Source organism: Membranihabitans maritimus, from assembly GCF_021729145.1.
Classification (GTDB): domain Bacteria; phylum Bacteroidota; class Bacteroidia; order Chitinophagales; family Saprospiraceae; genus Membranihabitans; species Membranihabitans maritimus.
On sequence record NZ_JAJSLW010000012.1, the window covers coordinates 146,174 to 160,624 of the forward strand.

Below are 14,451 nucleotides of genomic sequence, written 5' to 3' on the forward strand. Positions count from 1 at the left end.
TATGAAGGTACTAATGTTTGGTTGGGAATTTCCGCCCCATATCAGCGGAGGACTTGGAACGGCTTGTTACGGTCTTACCAAGGGTATGCTACAACATGAATTGGAAATTATTTTTGTTGTCCCTAAGGTATATGGTGACGAGGAATCTTCAAAAATCAATTTGCTTTCAGCTGAACAGGTACCTATTAGTATTAAGAAAAGTGATCTTAAATATTTTAAGGAAAATTTTGAATATATCGAAATGGAATCAGCTTTGGTGCCGTATCTTGACCCAGTGGAGTATGAGCGCAGAATGGCTTATGAGTCCACAAGTACTGCTCTGGATTCTGTATTTACTACCAATCAAAGACTTTCGTTTTCCGGTAAATACGGCTATGATTTATTGGATGAAGTTTCTAAATACGCGCTTATAGGTGCCAGTTTGGGAGAAAAAAAGGATTTTGATATTATTCATTCTCATGATTGGTTAACTTATCCTGCCGGCATAGCAGCTAAGAGAGTGTCTGGAAAACCGCTTGTCATCCATGTTCATGCTACGGAATATGATCGAAGTGGGGAAAATGTGAATCCCGCAATTTTTTCCATAGAAAAAATGGGGATGGAAGCAGCGGATGTAGTTATATGTGTGAGTAATCTGACAAAGAATATCGTCATAAAAAAATACGGGATTTCCCCGGAGAAAATATACACTGTGCACAATGCAGTGGATTTTTCCGGAATGAAAGACAAAGAACAAATTGGAAAGGCTGTTCCGGAAAAGATCGTTACATTCCTGGGGCGGATTACTTTCCAAAAGGGACCTGAATATTTTATTGAAGCGGCTAATAAAGTATTGAAAAAAGATAAGAATGTACGGTTTGTAATGGCGGGCAGTGGAGATATGATGCATCGAATGATCCGCAGAGTTGCCGAGCTCAATATAAGTTCGCATTTTCATTTTACAGGTTTTTTAAAAGGAGATGATGTACCCCGTATGTTTTCAATGAGTGATGTGTATGTGATGCCATCAGTGTCAGAGCCATTTGGAATTAGTCCGTTAGAGGCTATGCATTCCAATGTGCCCGTAATTATTTCAAAGCAATCCGGTGTGGCAGAAATTTTACACCATGCACTAAAAGTAGATTTTTGGGATGTAGATGCCATAGCGGATTCCATTTATGGCGTGTTAAATTATCGTTCTCTTGCCAATACTTTTAAGAAATATGGCCAGAGTGAAGTAGATAATTTGAAATGGGAAAATGCAGCTCTGAAAGTAAAGCAATTGTATGAAAAATTGTCGGTCAACTAAAGAACTTTTTCCATTCTAGAAAACAATGTTTATTTCAAAGTAAAATTTTAAATCACTTCTAACTAAAGATCAAAAATATAAAAGATGAAAGCTATTTGTTTTTATTTCCAGGTTCATCAGCCATACAGGCTAAGGAGATACAGGTTCTTTGATATAGGAAAGAGTCATCATTATTTTGACGACTTTGAAAATGAACGAATCATGAGAAAGGTAGCTGAGAAATGTTATCTCCCAACAAATAAGTTAATGTTGGAATTGATTAATCGCTATGGAGGTAGCTTTAAGATAGCCTATTCAATAAGTGGAACGGCAATGACCCAGTTTAAGGAATATGCACCGGATGTATTGGAAAGTTTTCAACGATTGGCTGAAACGGGATGTGTTGAATTTTTAGCTGAGACGTACAGTCACTCTCTAAGTGCCTTGAAAAGTAAAGAAGAATTTCAGCGACAAGTGGGAATACAGGTGAAGATGACGGAAGAATTATTTGGGAAAACACCTGAAGTATTTAGAAACACAGAGCTTATATATTCCGATGATATAAGTAATATGGTCTATGATATGGGGTATAAAGCTATGCTGACGGAAGGAGCGAAACATATTTTGGGATGGCGCAGCCCCAATTACCTGTATACTAGTTCATCATCACCAAAACTGAAGCTTTTACTTAAGAATTTTACTTTGAGTGATGACATTGCATTTAGATTTTCTAACCGTGCCTGGGAAGAATGGCCATTAACTACAGAAAAATATGTAAACTGGCTCAACCAAATCCATGAAAATGAAGAAATTGTAAATCTATTCATGGACTATGAAACGTTTGGAGAACATCAGTGGGCTGAAACCGGCATTTTTGAATTTATGCGGAAATTACCGGAAGCTGTTTTTGAAAACTCTCAATTCAAATTCAAAACCCCGTCTGAGGTGGTAGAAGATCATCAGCCAAAAGCGCCAATCCATGTGCAATACCCCATCTCTTGGGCTGATGAAGAAAGGGACTTAACAGCGTGGTTAGGTAATGAGATGCAGGATGAAGCTTTTGATCGGTTATACCAATTAATTAATGATATTCGTAAAGTTGATGATCCCAAACTCCTTCACGATTGGAATTTATTACAAACGAGTGACCATTTTTATTACCAATGTACAAAATGGTTTAGTGACGGGGATGTCCACAAATACTTCAATCCCTATGATACTCCCTATGAGGCATTTATCAATTATATGAATGTTCTGGCAGATTTTATGATGAGAGTCAAAGAAGCTGCTGATAAAGCAGATGCCAATGGGAATGGCCAAACATATAATGCCCTGGATGCCATGAGTAAAGAAGATTTGGAAATGGAAATTTCAAGATTGCAAAAGAGGTTGAAATCATTAAAAGAAGCATAGTATATTTAATAATTTGCTTGTTCACACTAAAGCTGTTTTTGTTGTTATCAAGTCCCAGCCATATTCATTATCAGATCGTAGAGGGTCAAAGCGGACGATTACTCTGACCTAGTGCCGTTCAGTTTCCTCTTTATTGGGAGAGTTGTCCTGGTATCGTAATCGGAAGTTTATTTTTCAACGAAGTTGTAGTGAACCATTCCAGGTGCCTTGTTTATAAAATGCAGTAAGGGAACCTGAATTTTATTTAATTCCGGGGAGAATACTTTGTTTTTAATCAAAGCCATTATATTCGTGTATTTATTTCAAACGAAATTTGGAAAGTATGTATTTCCCGGATCGATATTTGGTAACTTCTGCCTTACCGTATGCTAATGGGCCACTTCATCTCGGGCACTTGGCTGGTGCTTATCTATCGGCGGATGCTTATGTGAGATTTCAAAGGTTAATGGGCAAGGATATTGTATATGTTTGTGGGTCAGACGAATATGGTGCAGCTATTACCATACGGGCAAGGAAAGATGGGGTAACCCCACAACAAATAGTAGATAAGTATCACTTTTTGATTAAAGATACTTTTGAGAAAATTGGGATTTCCTTTGATATCTATCACCGGACAACTGCAGAAATCCACGCTGAGACTTCACAGGAATTTTTTAGAAATTTATATAATAAAGGTGAATTTGAGGAGATAGAATCAGAACAATACTACGATGAAGAAGCCAATATGTTTCTGGCGGATCGATATATTTCCGGTACCTGTCCCAATTGTGGTTTTGAAGAAGCTTATGGAGATCAATGCGAACAATGCGGCTCTTCGCTAAGTTCGACCGAACTTAAAAACCCTAAATCAACGATTACTGGTAGTACTCCAGTTTTGAGATCCACTAAACATTGGTATTTACCATTGGATAAAAATGAAGATTGGTTGAGAGGTTGGTTAAAGAATGGAGAACTTGACGGAGAACCTCACCATGATCCAAAGGAATGGAAAAATCATGTTCTCGGACAATGTATGTCATGGTTGGACGGGGGATTACAGCCGAGATCCATGACGCGTGATCTGGATTGGGGGGTAGATGTACCGCAAGAAATAGAGGGAGCCAAAGGGAAGAAGTTGTATGTTTGGATGGATGCTCCTATAGGATATATTTCGGCTACGAAGCAATGGGCAAAAGACCATAATAAAGATTGGAAAGATTATTGGCAAAATCCCAAATCTGCCTTAATCCATTTTATAGGAAAGGATAATATCGTATTTCATTGTGTCACATTTCCTGCTATTTTGAAATTACACGGTGACTTTAATTTACCCGTAAATGTCCCTGCCAACCAATTTATGAATTTGGAAGGGAAAAAGCTTTCCACTTCCAAGGGATGGGCTGTATGGGTACATGAATATCTAGATGATTTACCGGGAAAGGAAGATGTTCTTAGATATACTTTATTCAAAAATATGCCTGAACAAAGGGATTCGGAATTTACCTGGAAAGGATGGCAAGAAGCAAATAATAGTGAATTGGTAAATAATCTTGGAAATTTTGTTAACCGTGTATTGGTTTTAACAAATAAATATTACGACGGTAAAGTTCCCGATTTCGATCCTGATATTGATTTTTCAGGGAGCGAAGGGGTGGATATGCCTATGTGGCATGATTCTGAATTATTGGCTTTATTTGATCAGATAGATGCTTATAGCAATAGTATAAGATCTTATGATTTTAGAGGAGCATTACGAACAGTAATGGATATTTCATCTGCCGGGAATAGCATTTTACAACAAAATGAACCCTGGAAGGTAGTGAAAGAGGATCCGGAACTGGTAAAGGTAGTCATGAATGTTTGTTTACAGTATGTAACTGCATTGAGTATTATTTTAGAGCCTTTTGTGCCTTTTTCATCGAAGAAATTGAGACAATTATTGAATTTAGAGGAACTTCACGGCGATGGCGAGCTATTGGAATTATTGGGTAACCTTGCAGAAGGAGAACTTCCGTTACGCACAGGCCATACAATTGGAAAGGCAGAACACTTATTTAGCCGGATTGACGACGATATTGTAGAAGCACAAGTTGAAAAACTTCGGAAGAGGTCGGAGTTGAATAATGAAGAGGCAAAACAGGATGAAGAAATAAGTTTCCCACCATTTTTAGAGGAGATCCAATTCGAGGATTTCTCAAAATTGGATTTGAGGATAGGTGAAATAATTGAAGCAAAAAAAGTAAAAAAAGCCGATAAGTTATTAGAAATTAAATTGAAGGTAGGACCAGAAGAGCGAACGGTTGTTTCCGGAATTGCCAAACATTTTATTCCTGAAGAAATTACAGGTCAAAAGGTAGTTTATCTGGCAAATCTGGCGCCTAAAAAATTGAGAGGTGTGGTTTCTCAGGGGATGATATTGATGGCCGAAGGCCCTGATGGCAATTTGAGTTTTGTTGCCCCTCCGGGAAACATGGAAGCGGGCAGTAAGGTTTCTTAATGTAATATGATGTGAAGCACCAGGAGCAAAAGATATTTTATACAACCCGGAATGCATTGCTTGTCTTTGGTTTTGGTACGGTAATTTATTCGGGGTATCAGATGAGTTCGCAACCATTTTGGGGGTATTTGCCCAAGGTTTTCTTTCTGGGTTTTTATGTGTTTTCTTTGACTTTAATAACATTTCATAAAACGCTTAGAAGGAGACTGGAGGAAGACACCTTTCTTCTACGTGCTCTTGGACTTTCTGTAATTTCAGGACTGGGGTTAGGATTAGGTTTCCCTCCGTACTGGCTATTGCCGCTAATATTTTGTGGATTTGTTCCATTACTTATTATTTTAAAACATAGGGTAGAGAATAAATTATCCCGAAGGTCATATATCTTACTGCTTTTTAATGCTTTCATCATATGGAATATTTGGAGTACCCATTGGGTCGCTAATTCAGCTTTAGCTGCCGGAGTCGTCGCAATTGTACTTAATAGTTTATTTATGGTGCTACCTTGGTTAATGTGTAGTTGGCTAAGTCGAAGATTGAATATTTCTGATTATTGGGGGCTGGTATGGGCGGCTGCCTGGATCTTGTTTGAATTTTTGCATTTGCGATGGGATATTTCCTGGCCGTGGCTCAACCTGGGGAATGCAATGGCTTCATTTCCATTTTTGGCCCAGTGGTATGAATATACAGGGGTACTCGGAGGAACCGCGTGGATATTGGGAGCCAATTTTTTACTTTATAGGGTATACGTAAAAATAAAGTCTGCAGCGTCATTTCGAAGCTCAATCTTTACAGCTGGTATTTGGATTTTTATACCCGCTGTAATTTCAGGTATAATGTATTTTAGTTACACGCTTCCGGAGGATATGGGAAGATTTTCGGTAATTAATCCTAATATAGAGCCCCACTACGAAAAGTTTGACCTGGGGTTTTCCGAGCAAAAAGGATCTTTTGATCGTTTGATTGATCGTGCCCTTGCAAAAGATCCTGATCTTATTTTATTACCGGAAACAAGTTTTAATCGGATCAATTTGTCTTCTATTGAAAGTAATGCAGGCATAGGTTACTTACAGAGTAAATTGCTGAGTACTGATTACAAAACAAAGGTTTTGACAGGGATAAGTGCTTTTGATATTTTTGAGAAAGACCATGTTCCCAATAGACCGTCCATCCGGGAATCAAAAGATAGGAGCGGAAATACATATTATTGGGAAGTTTATAATTCAGCGATCCTGGTTGGGAATGATTCAATCCCAGTATACCACAAACAGAAATTGGTACCGGGAGCAGAAATATTCCCTTATAGAAAATTGTTGTTTTTCTTCAAACCTTTAATAGATAAGCTGGGAGGGTCAATATATGGTTATGGACGTCCTGAATCCCAAAATGTCTTTACGATTCGTGAGATCAAAATAGGTCCTATTATTTGCTATGAATCGGTTTATGGAGAGTTTTGTCGTAAATATGTTGCCAACGGTGCTAATGTGTTGGGTATCGTTACTAATGATGGATGGTGGGACGATACGGAAGGTCACAAGCAGCATTATGAATTTGCTGCCTTGAGAGCTATTGAATATAGGCGTTCTGTTGTCCGGTCTGCTAATTTGGGATTTTGTGGCGGTTTCAATCCATTGGGGAATGAATTAACCCAACCCAATAAATACAACCAACCAACAGAGATAACTTTTGAGGCACCGTTAAATTCTGAAATTACATTTTATGCTAAATGGGGAGATTTTATGGGGAGGTTTAGTTTGTTCTTTTTGATTTTTATGGGGCTAAAAGGAGTGGTGGAAACGATAAAATCGGATAAGTAGTTGTTGGGTAGCAGCTTGGGTACCATTAGTCATAAGTATAGATGGATTTGGTAATGGGAAGTACGAAGTTTTTTTCCAGGTCTTCACCTTCTTCCTTTCTCAATCCTAATATCTGAGAATTATTTTTCTTAATAAACAGGATTATATATGCGGTCGGAGTATAGATCTATAATGTACTTGTATTTGGTTTAATTTTGATTCCTTGAGATCATCTATTTTCAGTGTTGAGACTTTGGAACTAATGCCTTCCCGGTAAAAGTTTCTTACAGATCCGGGAAAGAATTAATTTTTTTATAGGTTTTGTTTACAACATCTACTCTGTATCCTACGTTTTGTTTCCCATTTGATAGAATTAAAAAAGGAGCCGAAACTTGATAATTATACCAAATAGCCTGTTCAAAAGTCTGCTCTGTAAGGTTTACGCCAGGGGCTTTACATTCAAAAAGTATGTGGGGAGTCAGATTTGCATTGTAATAGACAATATCAAATCTTCGTTTTTGACCAAATACTTTAATTGTTTTTTCAATGGCTATTCTGGTTGGTATAGCTTTTTTTTCATTTACTATATAATGGATCATGCATTGTCTCACCAATTCTTCAGGTTGGATCTGAAGCCATTTTCTTCGAATACGATCGAATACCTTACCGTTTTTAAATTTAAGAACCTTTAAATATGAATGTAAATCTATATTCATAATTTTTTTGAAAATCATTTGTTTATGACAAATACATATATGAAAAACATAATTTGTTCATAAAGTCCTAGAAATTTAATAAATTAAATTAATAATGTTTATGCTACATTTGCAAAAGTAATTAAGCGTCAAAGAACGGCATTGAATTATTTGTTCTTTCGTAAAATGAAATTATATTTAGTACATAATAAGGAATATCAAATTATTGTTAAGTAAATTATTTAATAAAAAACATTGTTATGAAAAAGCATGTCAAGATTGCAGCTGTACTATTCTTGGGATTGTCTGTAATGACTTCCTGTGTTTCTAAAAAGAAATACGAAGAATTAGAAGCTCAAAAAATGGACCTGAATAATCAACTTGATCAGGCCAAGTCCGACATTCAAGATTTGGAAAATACTAAAGAAGAATTGGAAAACCGTTCTGCCGAATTAGAGGATGAGGTAGCTGATTTAAGTTCTTCTTTGGAACAAACTAAGACTCAGGTCAAAACAGTCGAAACAGAGCGAGAGGCAGCAGTTAGCAAGCTAACTACAATCAAGGATGAAATATCTGATGTTTTGATGGAGGATGAAAATATTGACCTTGAAGAAAAGGACGGTAAGCTTTATTTGACATTAGGAGATGACATTTTATATAGATTTGGTTCCAGTAGAATTTCTTCGGATGGAAAAAGTGTAATAGACAATGTGGCTTCGATTATCCAGAATCATTCCGATGTTAAGATTATCATTGAGTCGCATACTGATAACCGTATGATGAAAGAAGGAGCTCCTTACAGAGATAATTGGGATCTATCTGTAGCTCGTTCCGCCAATGTGGTTAGACAACTTGTAAAAAGTGGTGTTGCACCCGAGCAATTGTTAGCAGCGGGTAAAGGTGAATATGATCCTGTAGTAGAAGGTGATGGCTTGTCTATTGAGGATCTTGAGCCTAATAGAAGAACAGAATTTATTATTCTGCCGGACGTAAGACCTTTAATTTCAATTTCTAAGAATATCAATCCGTAATAGATTAATTAGGGCTTTAAGTCAGATTAATAACGGTAAGATTATAATTATAGGAGGGAAGGTTTGACCTTTCCTCCTTTATTATTTTTCAGGTGTTTTTCCAGCCATTGATCCTGTTCCCACAAAATATGGAGAACTGATTCACGAGCCTGATACCCATGGCTCTCTTTGGGTAGCAGGACTAATCTGACATTGGCTCCTAATCCTTTCAAAGCCTCAAAATATCGCTCGCTTTGCATTGTAAAGGTCCCGGAGTTGTTATCGTCTTTACCGTGGATTAATAATAGGGGTGCTGATAATTTATCTGCATGCATAAACGGAGACATGGCATTATACGTTTCGGGTGCTTCCCAATAATTTCTTTGTTCGCTTTGGAATCCAAATGGTGTCAGTGTACGATTGTAGGCTCCGCTTCTGGCTATTCCTGCTGCAAATAGGTCTGTGTGTGTTAATAAATTTGCAGCCATGAAGGCACCATAACTGTGTCCTCCTATCGCTACTTTTTCTCGGTCAATGAATCCCAGGTTATCTAAAGCATCAATTGCAGCAAGAGCATTTTCAGATAATTGTTGGATAAACGAATCATTTGGTTCGGTCCCATTTTCTCCAATTATAGGAAAGGATACTTCATCAAAAACAGCATAACCTTTCATTACCCAGAATATTGGTGAACCATACCAGGGGAATATAAATTCTTTATCAGAGGTAGTTATCTGACCGGCATTATCTTTATCATTAAATTCATTTGGGTAGGCCCACATAATTAAAGGCAATTTCTTTCCGGTATTTTTTTGATGATCTGGAGGCAAGTAAAGGGTGCCGTGCAGGGCAACTCCATCTTTTCTCCTGTATTTAATAATCCTTTTGCTCACTTTCGTCAGAGAGATAAAGGGATTTTTGAAGTTCGTCAAATTGATTGCGCCATTGTCGGAAATGTTCTTTATGAAATAATTGGGATATTTGTTTTTTGATTCCTTTTGGAGAATAATTTTGCCTTTGTGTATATTAATAACTGCTGCTAATTGAATTAATTCGTCCTCATCTTTGACTTGCCATATTCTTTTAGTCGCATCAGAAAATAAATTTACACGATCAATGAAGGGTTTTTTTCCATCGGGGGAGTGTCCTTCACCTGCCCGGTATACCTTTTCAGGTGAACCACAAATTACGGATCGGTTATATTCATTTTTTTCAGTTATAATACGTCCAGGGTCCTGGTACCGGTCCTGGAAGTTCCTGTCTATTACTACCCTGTGATCACCAGGCTTTTTATCTCCCAGGTTGACAAAGATGGTTCTTGTCCTTTTTGTATCCCACCAGAATTCAGTAATAAGGGCAAAATTCGGATTTCCCCATTGCGCATGACTGAATCGAAACTTGGTTTTACCTATTGATTTCGGAGGACTTGAAAAGGGAGCATCCCAAAGAAATATTTCGTCGCGAAATTCAGTTTGGAATTTTGGATCCCCATTGTCAGTGGCCTGAGCAAAACATAAAGTTGCCGGTGAATTACTCTTCCAGGAAAAATTCCTTTTCCCTACTTGAACGGCCATAAACCCTTTAGGTAAATTTTCAAGAGCAGGTACGGATTCTAATAGTGTAATATGATCGCCGGAAGAATTATAAATTTCTATAGTCTTGGGAAATTTGTAATAAGGTACAACATACGAAAATGGCCTGTGGATTTCATCTACCTTAATATAATTCCCATCAGGAGAAAATGAAAGGCCCGAATAAATACCATGGTTTTTCCATACGGAATTTTTCCCATCCAAATCTACCTTTACAATAATTGAAGTCGAGAGAATTTCGAAATTGTGTTCATCAATCGTGTCTTTTAGAAGATCCTGATAGGTGCGGTTGTGTGATTTTTTGCCTTCATTACTTTTTATTACGGGACCTTCCGGTATTCTGGATTTTCGATTGATTAATTCCTTCTTATCTTCTGGGACCTGAAAGGTTAACAGGAAATTTCCCGATGGTGACCAAATATAAGGGGTACATAAACTAGCGTTTAGGTAACCGGAACTTATTCGTTCTGCCCGATACGTATTTACATCCGCTACCCACAATTCCAATCCGGATGGTTGCAAAACCGCGAAAGCAATTTTGTCTTCATTCGGTGACCATTTTATATGTTGTATTTTTGGAGAGTCAGGGAGGCCTATAACTGGGTTTATTTTTTTGCTATCTATAGATTGTATACTGATAGAGTCGTAATAATGTGCACGACTTTCTGTATTGGTTAAAGGATTTAGCTTTAAACCAGCTAATTGAATCTCAGGTTGAGAAAGATCTTCAATAGATTTGTACATAGACCGTTCCAGATACACTATTTTTGTAGCCGTAGAATTTATTCTAAGGGCAGGTGGTAAAGTTACATCTGCTAATTGTAAGATTTCTGATGAAGGAACTTTGTATTTCAATGGATAATTAATTTTATGGATAGCTTAATGCTTTTCATGGTAAATCTTCCACACTCTATCAGCATCTTGTATATTATTTCCTTCCATATCCATCAAGTAGAGACCTTCATCTTTAACGGCAAATCTAAGTATAATTGTCCCACTTGAAAGGAAAAGGCCCATTTGAGAACCATCTTTTAAAAATGAGTACAGACCGTTGGTCGTTTTTTCGTTTAGGTGATGTTCTCCCAGACGCTGGACTTGTTCCAACTTAAACGTCTCGTCCTTATAGAGATACAATTTATTGTAAATAGAGTCCAGGCCTACGCGACTGATCGACCCTTTATATAAAGTGAAATCATTGGAATCTTCAAATTTTAAAGTCATTTTTTCTTTTGAATCGGAAGAATCAGACTTGCATGATTGGAAAGCAAATAGAAATATACATTGGACAATTAGCAATAGTATAACTTGTTGAAATTTCATTTCATAAATATTGAATGAATGAGTAAAATTAAAAATTCAATTATTGATTGTGGTATTTGGAAAATTTTTTTGATAAATATATATTTTTTTTATCCTTCTATACGATTTATATTAGCTTTGCGTTTCATAAGTATTAATAAAATATTTGGACATGAAAAATAATTGGTTATTGATCCCCTTCGTACTATTGGCATTGGTTTCTTGTAATTCAGGTGGCGATAGTGATCTAAGGGATCAAGCGCGTGAAAGTCTCGAAAATCAAACCGTTGTTTCTCCAGGTGCTCAGGGCGCAATGGCGGCTCAAACAGATGAAGTATCTGGTCCTGTTACCGCTATAACTTTTGAATCTAAAAAGTTTGATTTTGGTACGGCCGAATCGGGTGATAAAGTGAAAAATGTATTCAAGTTTACTAATACGGGTGATGAACCGCTTGTTATTTCAAATGTAAAACCTTCCTGCGGTTGTACTACTCCAAGTTGGCCAAAGGAACCTATTGCTCCAGGTGAATCAGGCGAAATTGAGGCTATTTTTGATACATCAGGTAAATCAGGGGCGCAGACAAAATCGATTACAGTAACGGCTAATACAGATCCTTCTTCAAGTATTTTAATTTTGGAAGGAACAGTAAATAAGTAATAGAAATAGAAGAACATTTACATAAAGATGAGCTGAAGGATAGATTTATTCTTCAGCTTTTTTTGTGTAAATATTGAATGAATTTTTGAAGCGCTAATGCCCGGTGACTAATAGTGTTTTTTGTTTCAATGGAAAGTTCTGCAAAGGTTTGATCGTACCCATCGGGTAGGAAAATAGGATCATATCCAAACCCTTTATCTCCTGATTTTCCTGTCGTTATCGTTCCATAAATTATTCCTTCAAATGTTGATATATCTCCATTTTCTATATATGCCAGCACGGTTTTAAATCGGGCGTTTCGATTTTTGATATCCTTTAGTTTATGAAGCACCAATTCTATGTTATCTTCATTTGATTTTTGATCACCTGCATATCTGGCCGAGTATACACCCGGCTCGCCATTAAGGGCTTCAATTTCAAGCCCTGTATCTTCAGCAAAACAATTAATTTGATATTTTTCATAAATAAATGTAGCTTTTTGCACAGCATTGCCTTCGATTGTGTCTTGAGTTTCGGGTATTTCTCCATTAAATCCAATAGATTTAAGGTCTTTGATAATAAATTGGTCTCCGATTTTTTTCTGTACTTCCATGAGCTTATTTTGATTGGAAGTGGCAAAGAGAAGTTTATCCTTCATTTAAAATGGTTGTTTTTAGGAGATTCCATAATTGGGCTTTTTCGTCTTTAGACTTCATAATCATGGACGGGGAGGATGCTTTGGCGATAGTCAAATTAAATAGGTTGCTAATTGTATAATTTTCTGAATCGAGATTCAATCCCAGCTGACGAGGCTTTATTCCCATAAGTAATACAAACATTTTTGAATTCGAAGAAATTTTTTCAATAAGCGAAAATGTATCACTCTCATTTATTGAGACTATTTGGATGTTAGAAGAATCCAGGTTAAGTGTTTTCATCACTTTATTTACAAAATTTAATTCTTCAGGGTTGGTTTCAGGCACAATTGTCAATATCTTTACGTTTTCATTTATATTGAAGCAATTTTTGTCATTTAAGGTATTTGTCTTATAGATTTTATATTCACTAAATGGGTTTTGTTGATACATATTGTAAATTTGTATTATACCTGTAAAATTATGAGTTATGAGCACCATTGCATCAAATTTTAAAGTTACAAAAGTTTCTGAATCCAGATTGACCGAAGTGGATTTAAAAAATATTCCATTCGGGAGAGTGTTCACAGATCACATGTTCATTGCTCATTATGCGGAGGGGCAATGGAAGGATATGGAAATAAAAAAATTGGAGAATTTTTCGTTACATCCTTCTAATCTTGCTTTACATTATGGTCAATCCATATTTGAAGGGATGAAGGCTTCAAAGAATGAGAAAGGAAATCCACTTTTGTTTAGGCCGGACGAACACATCAAAAGGTTGAACAGATCTGCAGAAAGAATGTGCATGCCCTTATTTCCAGAAGATGTCTTTGTCGAAGCATTAACTGAATTAGTGAAAATTGATAAGGACTGGATTCCCGATCACCCGGGCAGTTCTTTATATATCCGTCCCTTGATGTTCGCTACAGATGAGTTTTTAGGGGTTGCTCCTTCTGAGACTTTTATTTTTGTGATTTTACTATTACCGGTTGGTCCATATTATGATAAGCCCGTTAAATTGATTGCCGACCCCACTTATGTAAGAGCTGTAAAGGGAGGTACCGGTGAAGCAAAAACAGCTGGAAACTACGCAGCGTCGCTTTATCCTTCGAAAGTGGCAAAAGAAAATGGATTTGATCAAATCCTGTGGCTGGATGGCGTAGAAAAAAAGTTTGTTCAGGAAGTTGGAACGATGAATATATTTTTCGTGTTTGATGACCGCATTGTCACACCGAAAGCAGATGGTGCCATTCTTAAGGGGATAACACGAAAATCTTTTATAGAATTACTTAAAGACAAAGGGTTTATAGTAGAGGAACGACCTGTGGAGATACAGGAAGTAATGGATAAAGGGAAATCCGGGGAATTAAAGGAAGTTTTTGGTTCCGGTACGGCCGCAGTGGCTACGACTATAACGCAAATAAATTACCTAGATCAAGTGATTAAATTTGATCCGGACAAAGCTGAAATTGCCCCATGGTTAAAGGAAAATATCGAAGATATGAGAAATGGAAGAAAAAAAGACCCATATGGATGGGTACTGGAGGTGATGTAAATAGCTGTAAAATAAATTAATATATATAAGGCTCGGAGTGTAAACCCGGGCCTTTTTTTGTCCTTCTGTTCTTATA

Annotated in this window: 12 protein-coding genes; 7 read left to right on the forward strand and 5 right to left on the reverse strand. The window is 36.9% G+C overall.

All coding sequences use genetic code 11. The features are described 5' to 3' along the window. Position 1: 1 nt before the first annotated feature. The 4 genes from LVD47_RS15460 to lnt all read left to right on the forward strand — a co-directional run bounded on the left by LVD47_RS15460 (position 2) and on the right by lnt (position 6,970). On the forward strand, positions 2 to 1,288 hold the full coding sequence (locus LVD47_RS15460; protein WP_236978488.1) for a glycosyltransferase family 4 protein: 1,287 nt from the start codon (positions 2 to 4) through the stop codon (positions 1,286 to 1,288). 84 nt (positions 1,289 to 1,372) lie between these two features. After that, positions 1,373 to 2,680 carry a glycoside hydrolase family 57 protein gene (locus LVD47_RS15465; protein WP_236978489.1) on the forward strand — a complete coding sequence of 436 codons (1,308 nt, stop codon included), beginning with the start codon at positions 1,373 to 1,375 and terminating at the stop codon, positions 2,678 to 2,680. A gap of 295 nt (positions 2,681 to 2,975) precedes the next feature. Continuing rightward, entirely contained in the window at positions 2,976 to 5,156 is a 2,181-nt protein-coding gene (metG, locus tag LVD47_RS15470) for a methionine--tRNA ligase (protein ID WP_369427812.1), read from the forward strand. 11 nt (positions 5,157 to 5,167) lie between these two features. Further along, a complete protein-coding gene (gene lnt, locus LVD47_RS15475) occupies positions 5,168 to 6,970 on the forward strand; it encodes an apolipoprotein N-acyltransferase (protein WP_236978490.1) in 1,803 nt (600 codons plus the stop codon). Positions 6,971 to 7,233: 263 nt separating this feature from the next. Here lnt and LVD47_RS15480 read toward each other — a convergent pair whose 3' ends face one another. Next, positions 7,234 to 7,665, reverse strand: a complete 432-nt coding sequence (locus LVD47_RS15480; RefSeq protein ID WP_236978491.1) for a type I restriction enzyme HsdR N-terminal domain-containing protein — start codon at positions 7,663 to 7,665, stop codon at positions 7,234 to 7,236. Positions 7,666 to 7,904: 239 nt separating this feature from the next. Here LVD47_RS15480 and LVD47_RS15485 point away from each other — a divergent pair, with 239 nt between their 5' ends. Beyond that, positions 7,905 to 8,675 carry an OmpA/MotB family protein gene (locus LVD47_RS15485; RefSeq protein WP_236978492.1) on the forward strand — a complete coding sequence of 257 codons (771 nt, stop codon included), beginning with the start codon at positions 7,905 to 7,907 and terminating at the stop codon, positions 8,673 to 8,675. Positions 8,676 to 8,722: 47 nt separating this feature from the next. Here LVD47_RS15485 and LVD47_RS15490 read toward each other — a convergent pair whose 3' ends face one another. Together LVD47_RS15490 and LVD47_RS15495 are read right to left on the reverse strand one after the other, a co-directional pair. Next, complete coding sequence (locus LVD47_RS15490; RefSeq protein ID WP_236978493.1) at positions 8,723 to 11,101, reverse strand: S9 family peptidase; 2,379 nt, start codon at positions 11,099 to 11,101, stop codon at positions 8,723 to 8,725. 24 nt (positions 11,102 to 11,125) lie between these two features. Continuing rightward, positions 11,126 to 11,566, reverse strand: a complete 441-nt coding sequence (locus tag LVD47_RS15495) for a copper resistance protein NlpE N-terminal domain-containing protein (RefSeq protein WP_236978496.1) — start codon at positions 11,564 to 11,566, stop codon at positions 11,126 to 11,128. Between the two features lie 151 nt (positions 11,567 to 11,717). Between LVD47_RS15495 and LVD47_RS15500 the strand changes: the two genes are divergently transcribed. Continuing rightward, positions 11,718 to 12,203 (forward strand): DUF1573 domain-containing protein, encoded by a 486-nt coding sequence (locus LVD47_RS15500; protein WP_236978497.1) that lies wholly within the window; start codon positions 11,718 to 11,720, stop codon positions 12,201 to 12,203. Between the two features lie 52 nt (positions 12,204 to 12,255). Here the strand turns inward: LVD47_RS15500 and rdgB are convergent, their stop codons facing one another. Further along, a complete protein-coding gene (gene rdgB, locus LVD47_RS15505; RefSeq protein WP_236978498.1) occupies positions 12,256 to 12,840 on the reverse strand; it encodes an RdgB/HAM1 family non-canonical purine NTP pyrophosphatase in 585 nt (194 codons plus the stop codon). Further along, positions 12,830 to 13,318 carry a DNA polymerase III subunit psi gene (locus LVD47_RS15510; protein ID WP_236978499.1) on the reverse strand — a complete coding sequence of 163 codons (489 nt, stop codon included), beginning with the start codon at positions 13,316 to 13,318 and terminating at the stop codon, positions 12,830 to 12,832. Before LVD47_RS15510 ends, rdgB begins: the two co-directional genes overlap by 11 nt. Here LVD47_RS15510 and LVD47_RS15515 point away from each other — a divergent pair. After that, positions 13,308 to 14,375, forward strand: a complete 1,068-nt coding sequence (locus LVD47_RS15515) for a branched-chain amino acid aminotransferase (protein WP_236978500.1) — start codon at positions 13,308 to 13,310, stop codon at positions 14,373 to 14,375. The two genes, LVD47_RS15510 and LVD47_RS15515, sit on opposite strands and share 11 nt — an antisense overlap. Positions 14,376 to 14,451 lie beyond the last annotated feature (76 nt).

Bases quoted from the DNA above. Each gene is read 5' to 3' on its own strand.
- LVD47_RS15460 (WP_236978488.1), top strand. From the start codon at position 2: ATGAAGGTACTAATGTTTGGTTGGGAATTTCCGCCCCATATCAGCGGA.
- LVD47_RS15465 (WP_236978489.1), top strand. From the start codon at position 1,373: ATGAAAGCTATTTGTTTTTATTTCCAGGTTCATCAGCCATACAGGCTA.
- LVD47_RS15480 (WP_236978491.1), bottom strand. From the start codon at position 7,665: ATGAATATAGATTTACATTCATATTTAAAGGTTCTTAAATTTAAAAAC.
- LVD47_RS15485 (WP_236978492.1), top strand. From the start codon at position 7,905: ATGAAAAAGCATGTCAAGATTGCAGCTGTACTATTCTTGGGATTGTCT.
- LVD47_RS15495 (WP_236978496.1), bottom strand. From the start codon at position 11,566: ATGAAATTTCAACAAGTTATACTATTGCTAATTGTCCAATGTATATTT.
- LVD47_RS15500 (WP_236978497.1), top strand. From the start codon at position 11,718: ATGAAAAATAATTGGTTATTGATCCCCTTCGTACTATTGGCATTGGTT.
- rdgB (WP_236978498.1), bottom strand. From the start codon at position 12,840: ATGAAGGATAAACTTCTCTTTGCCACTTCCAATCAAAATAAGCTCATG.
- LVD47_RS15515 (WP_236978500.1), top strand. From the start codon at position 13,308: ATGAGCACCATTGCATCAAATTTTAAAGTTACAAAAGTTTCTGAATCC.
- LVD47_RS15510 (WP_236978499.1), bottom strand. From the start codon at position 13,318: ATGGTGCTCATAACTCATAATTTTACAGGTATAATACAAATTTACAAT.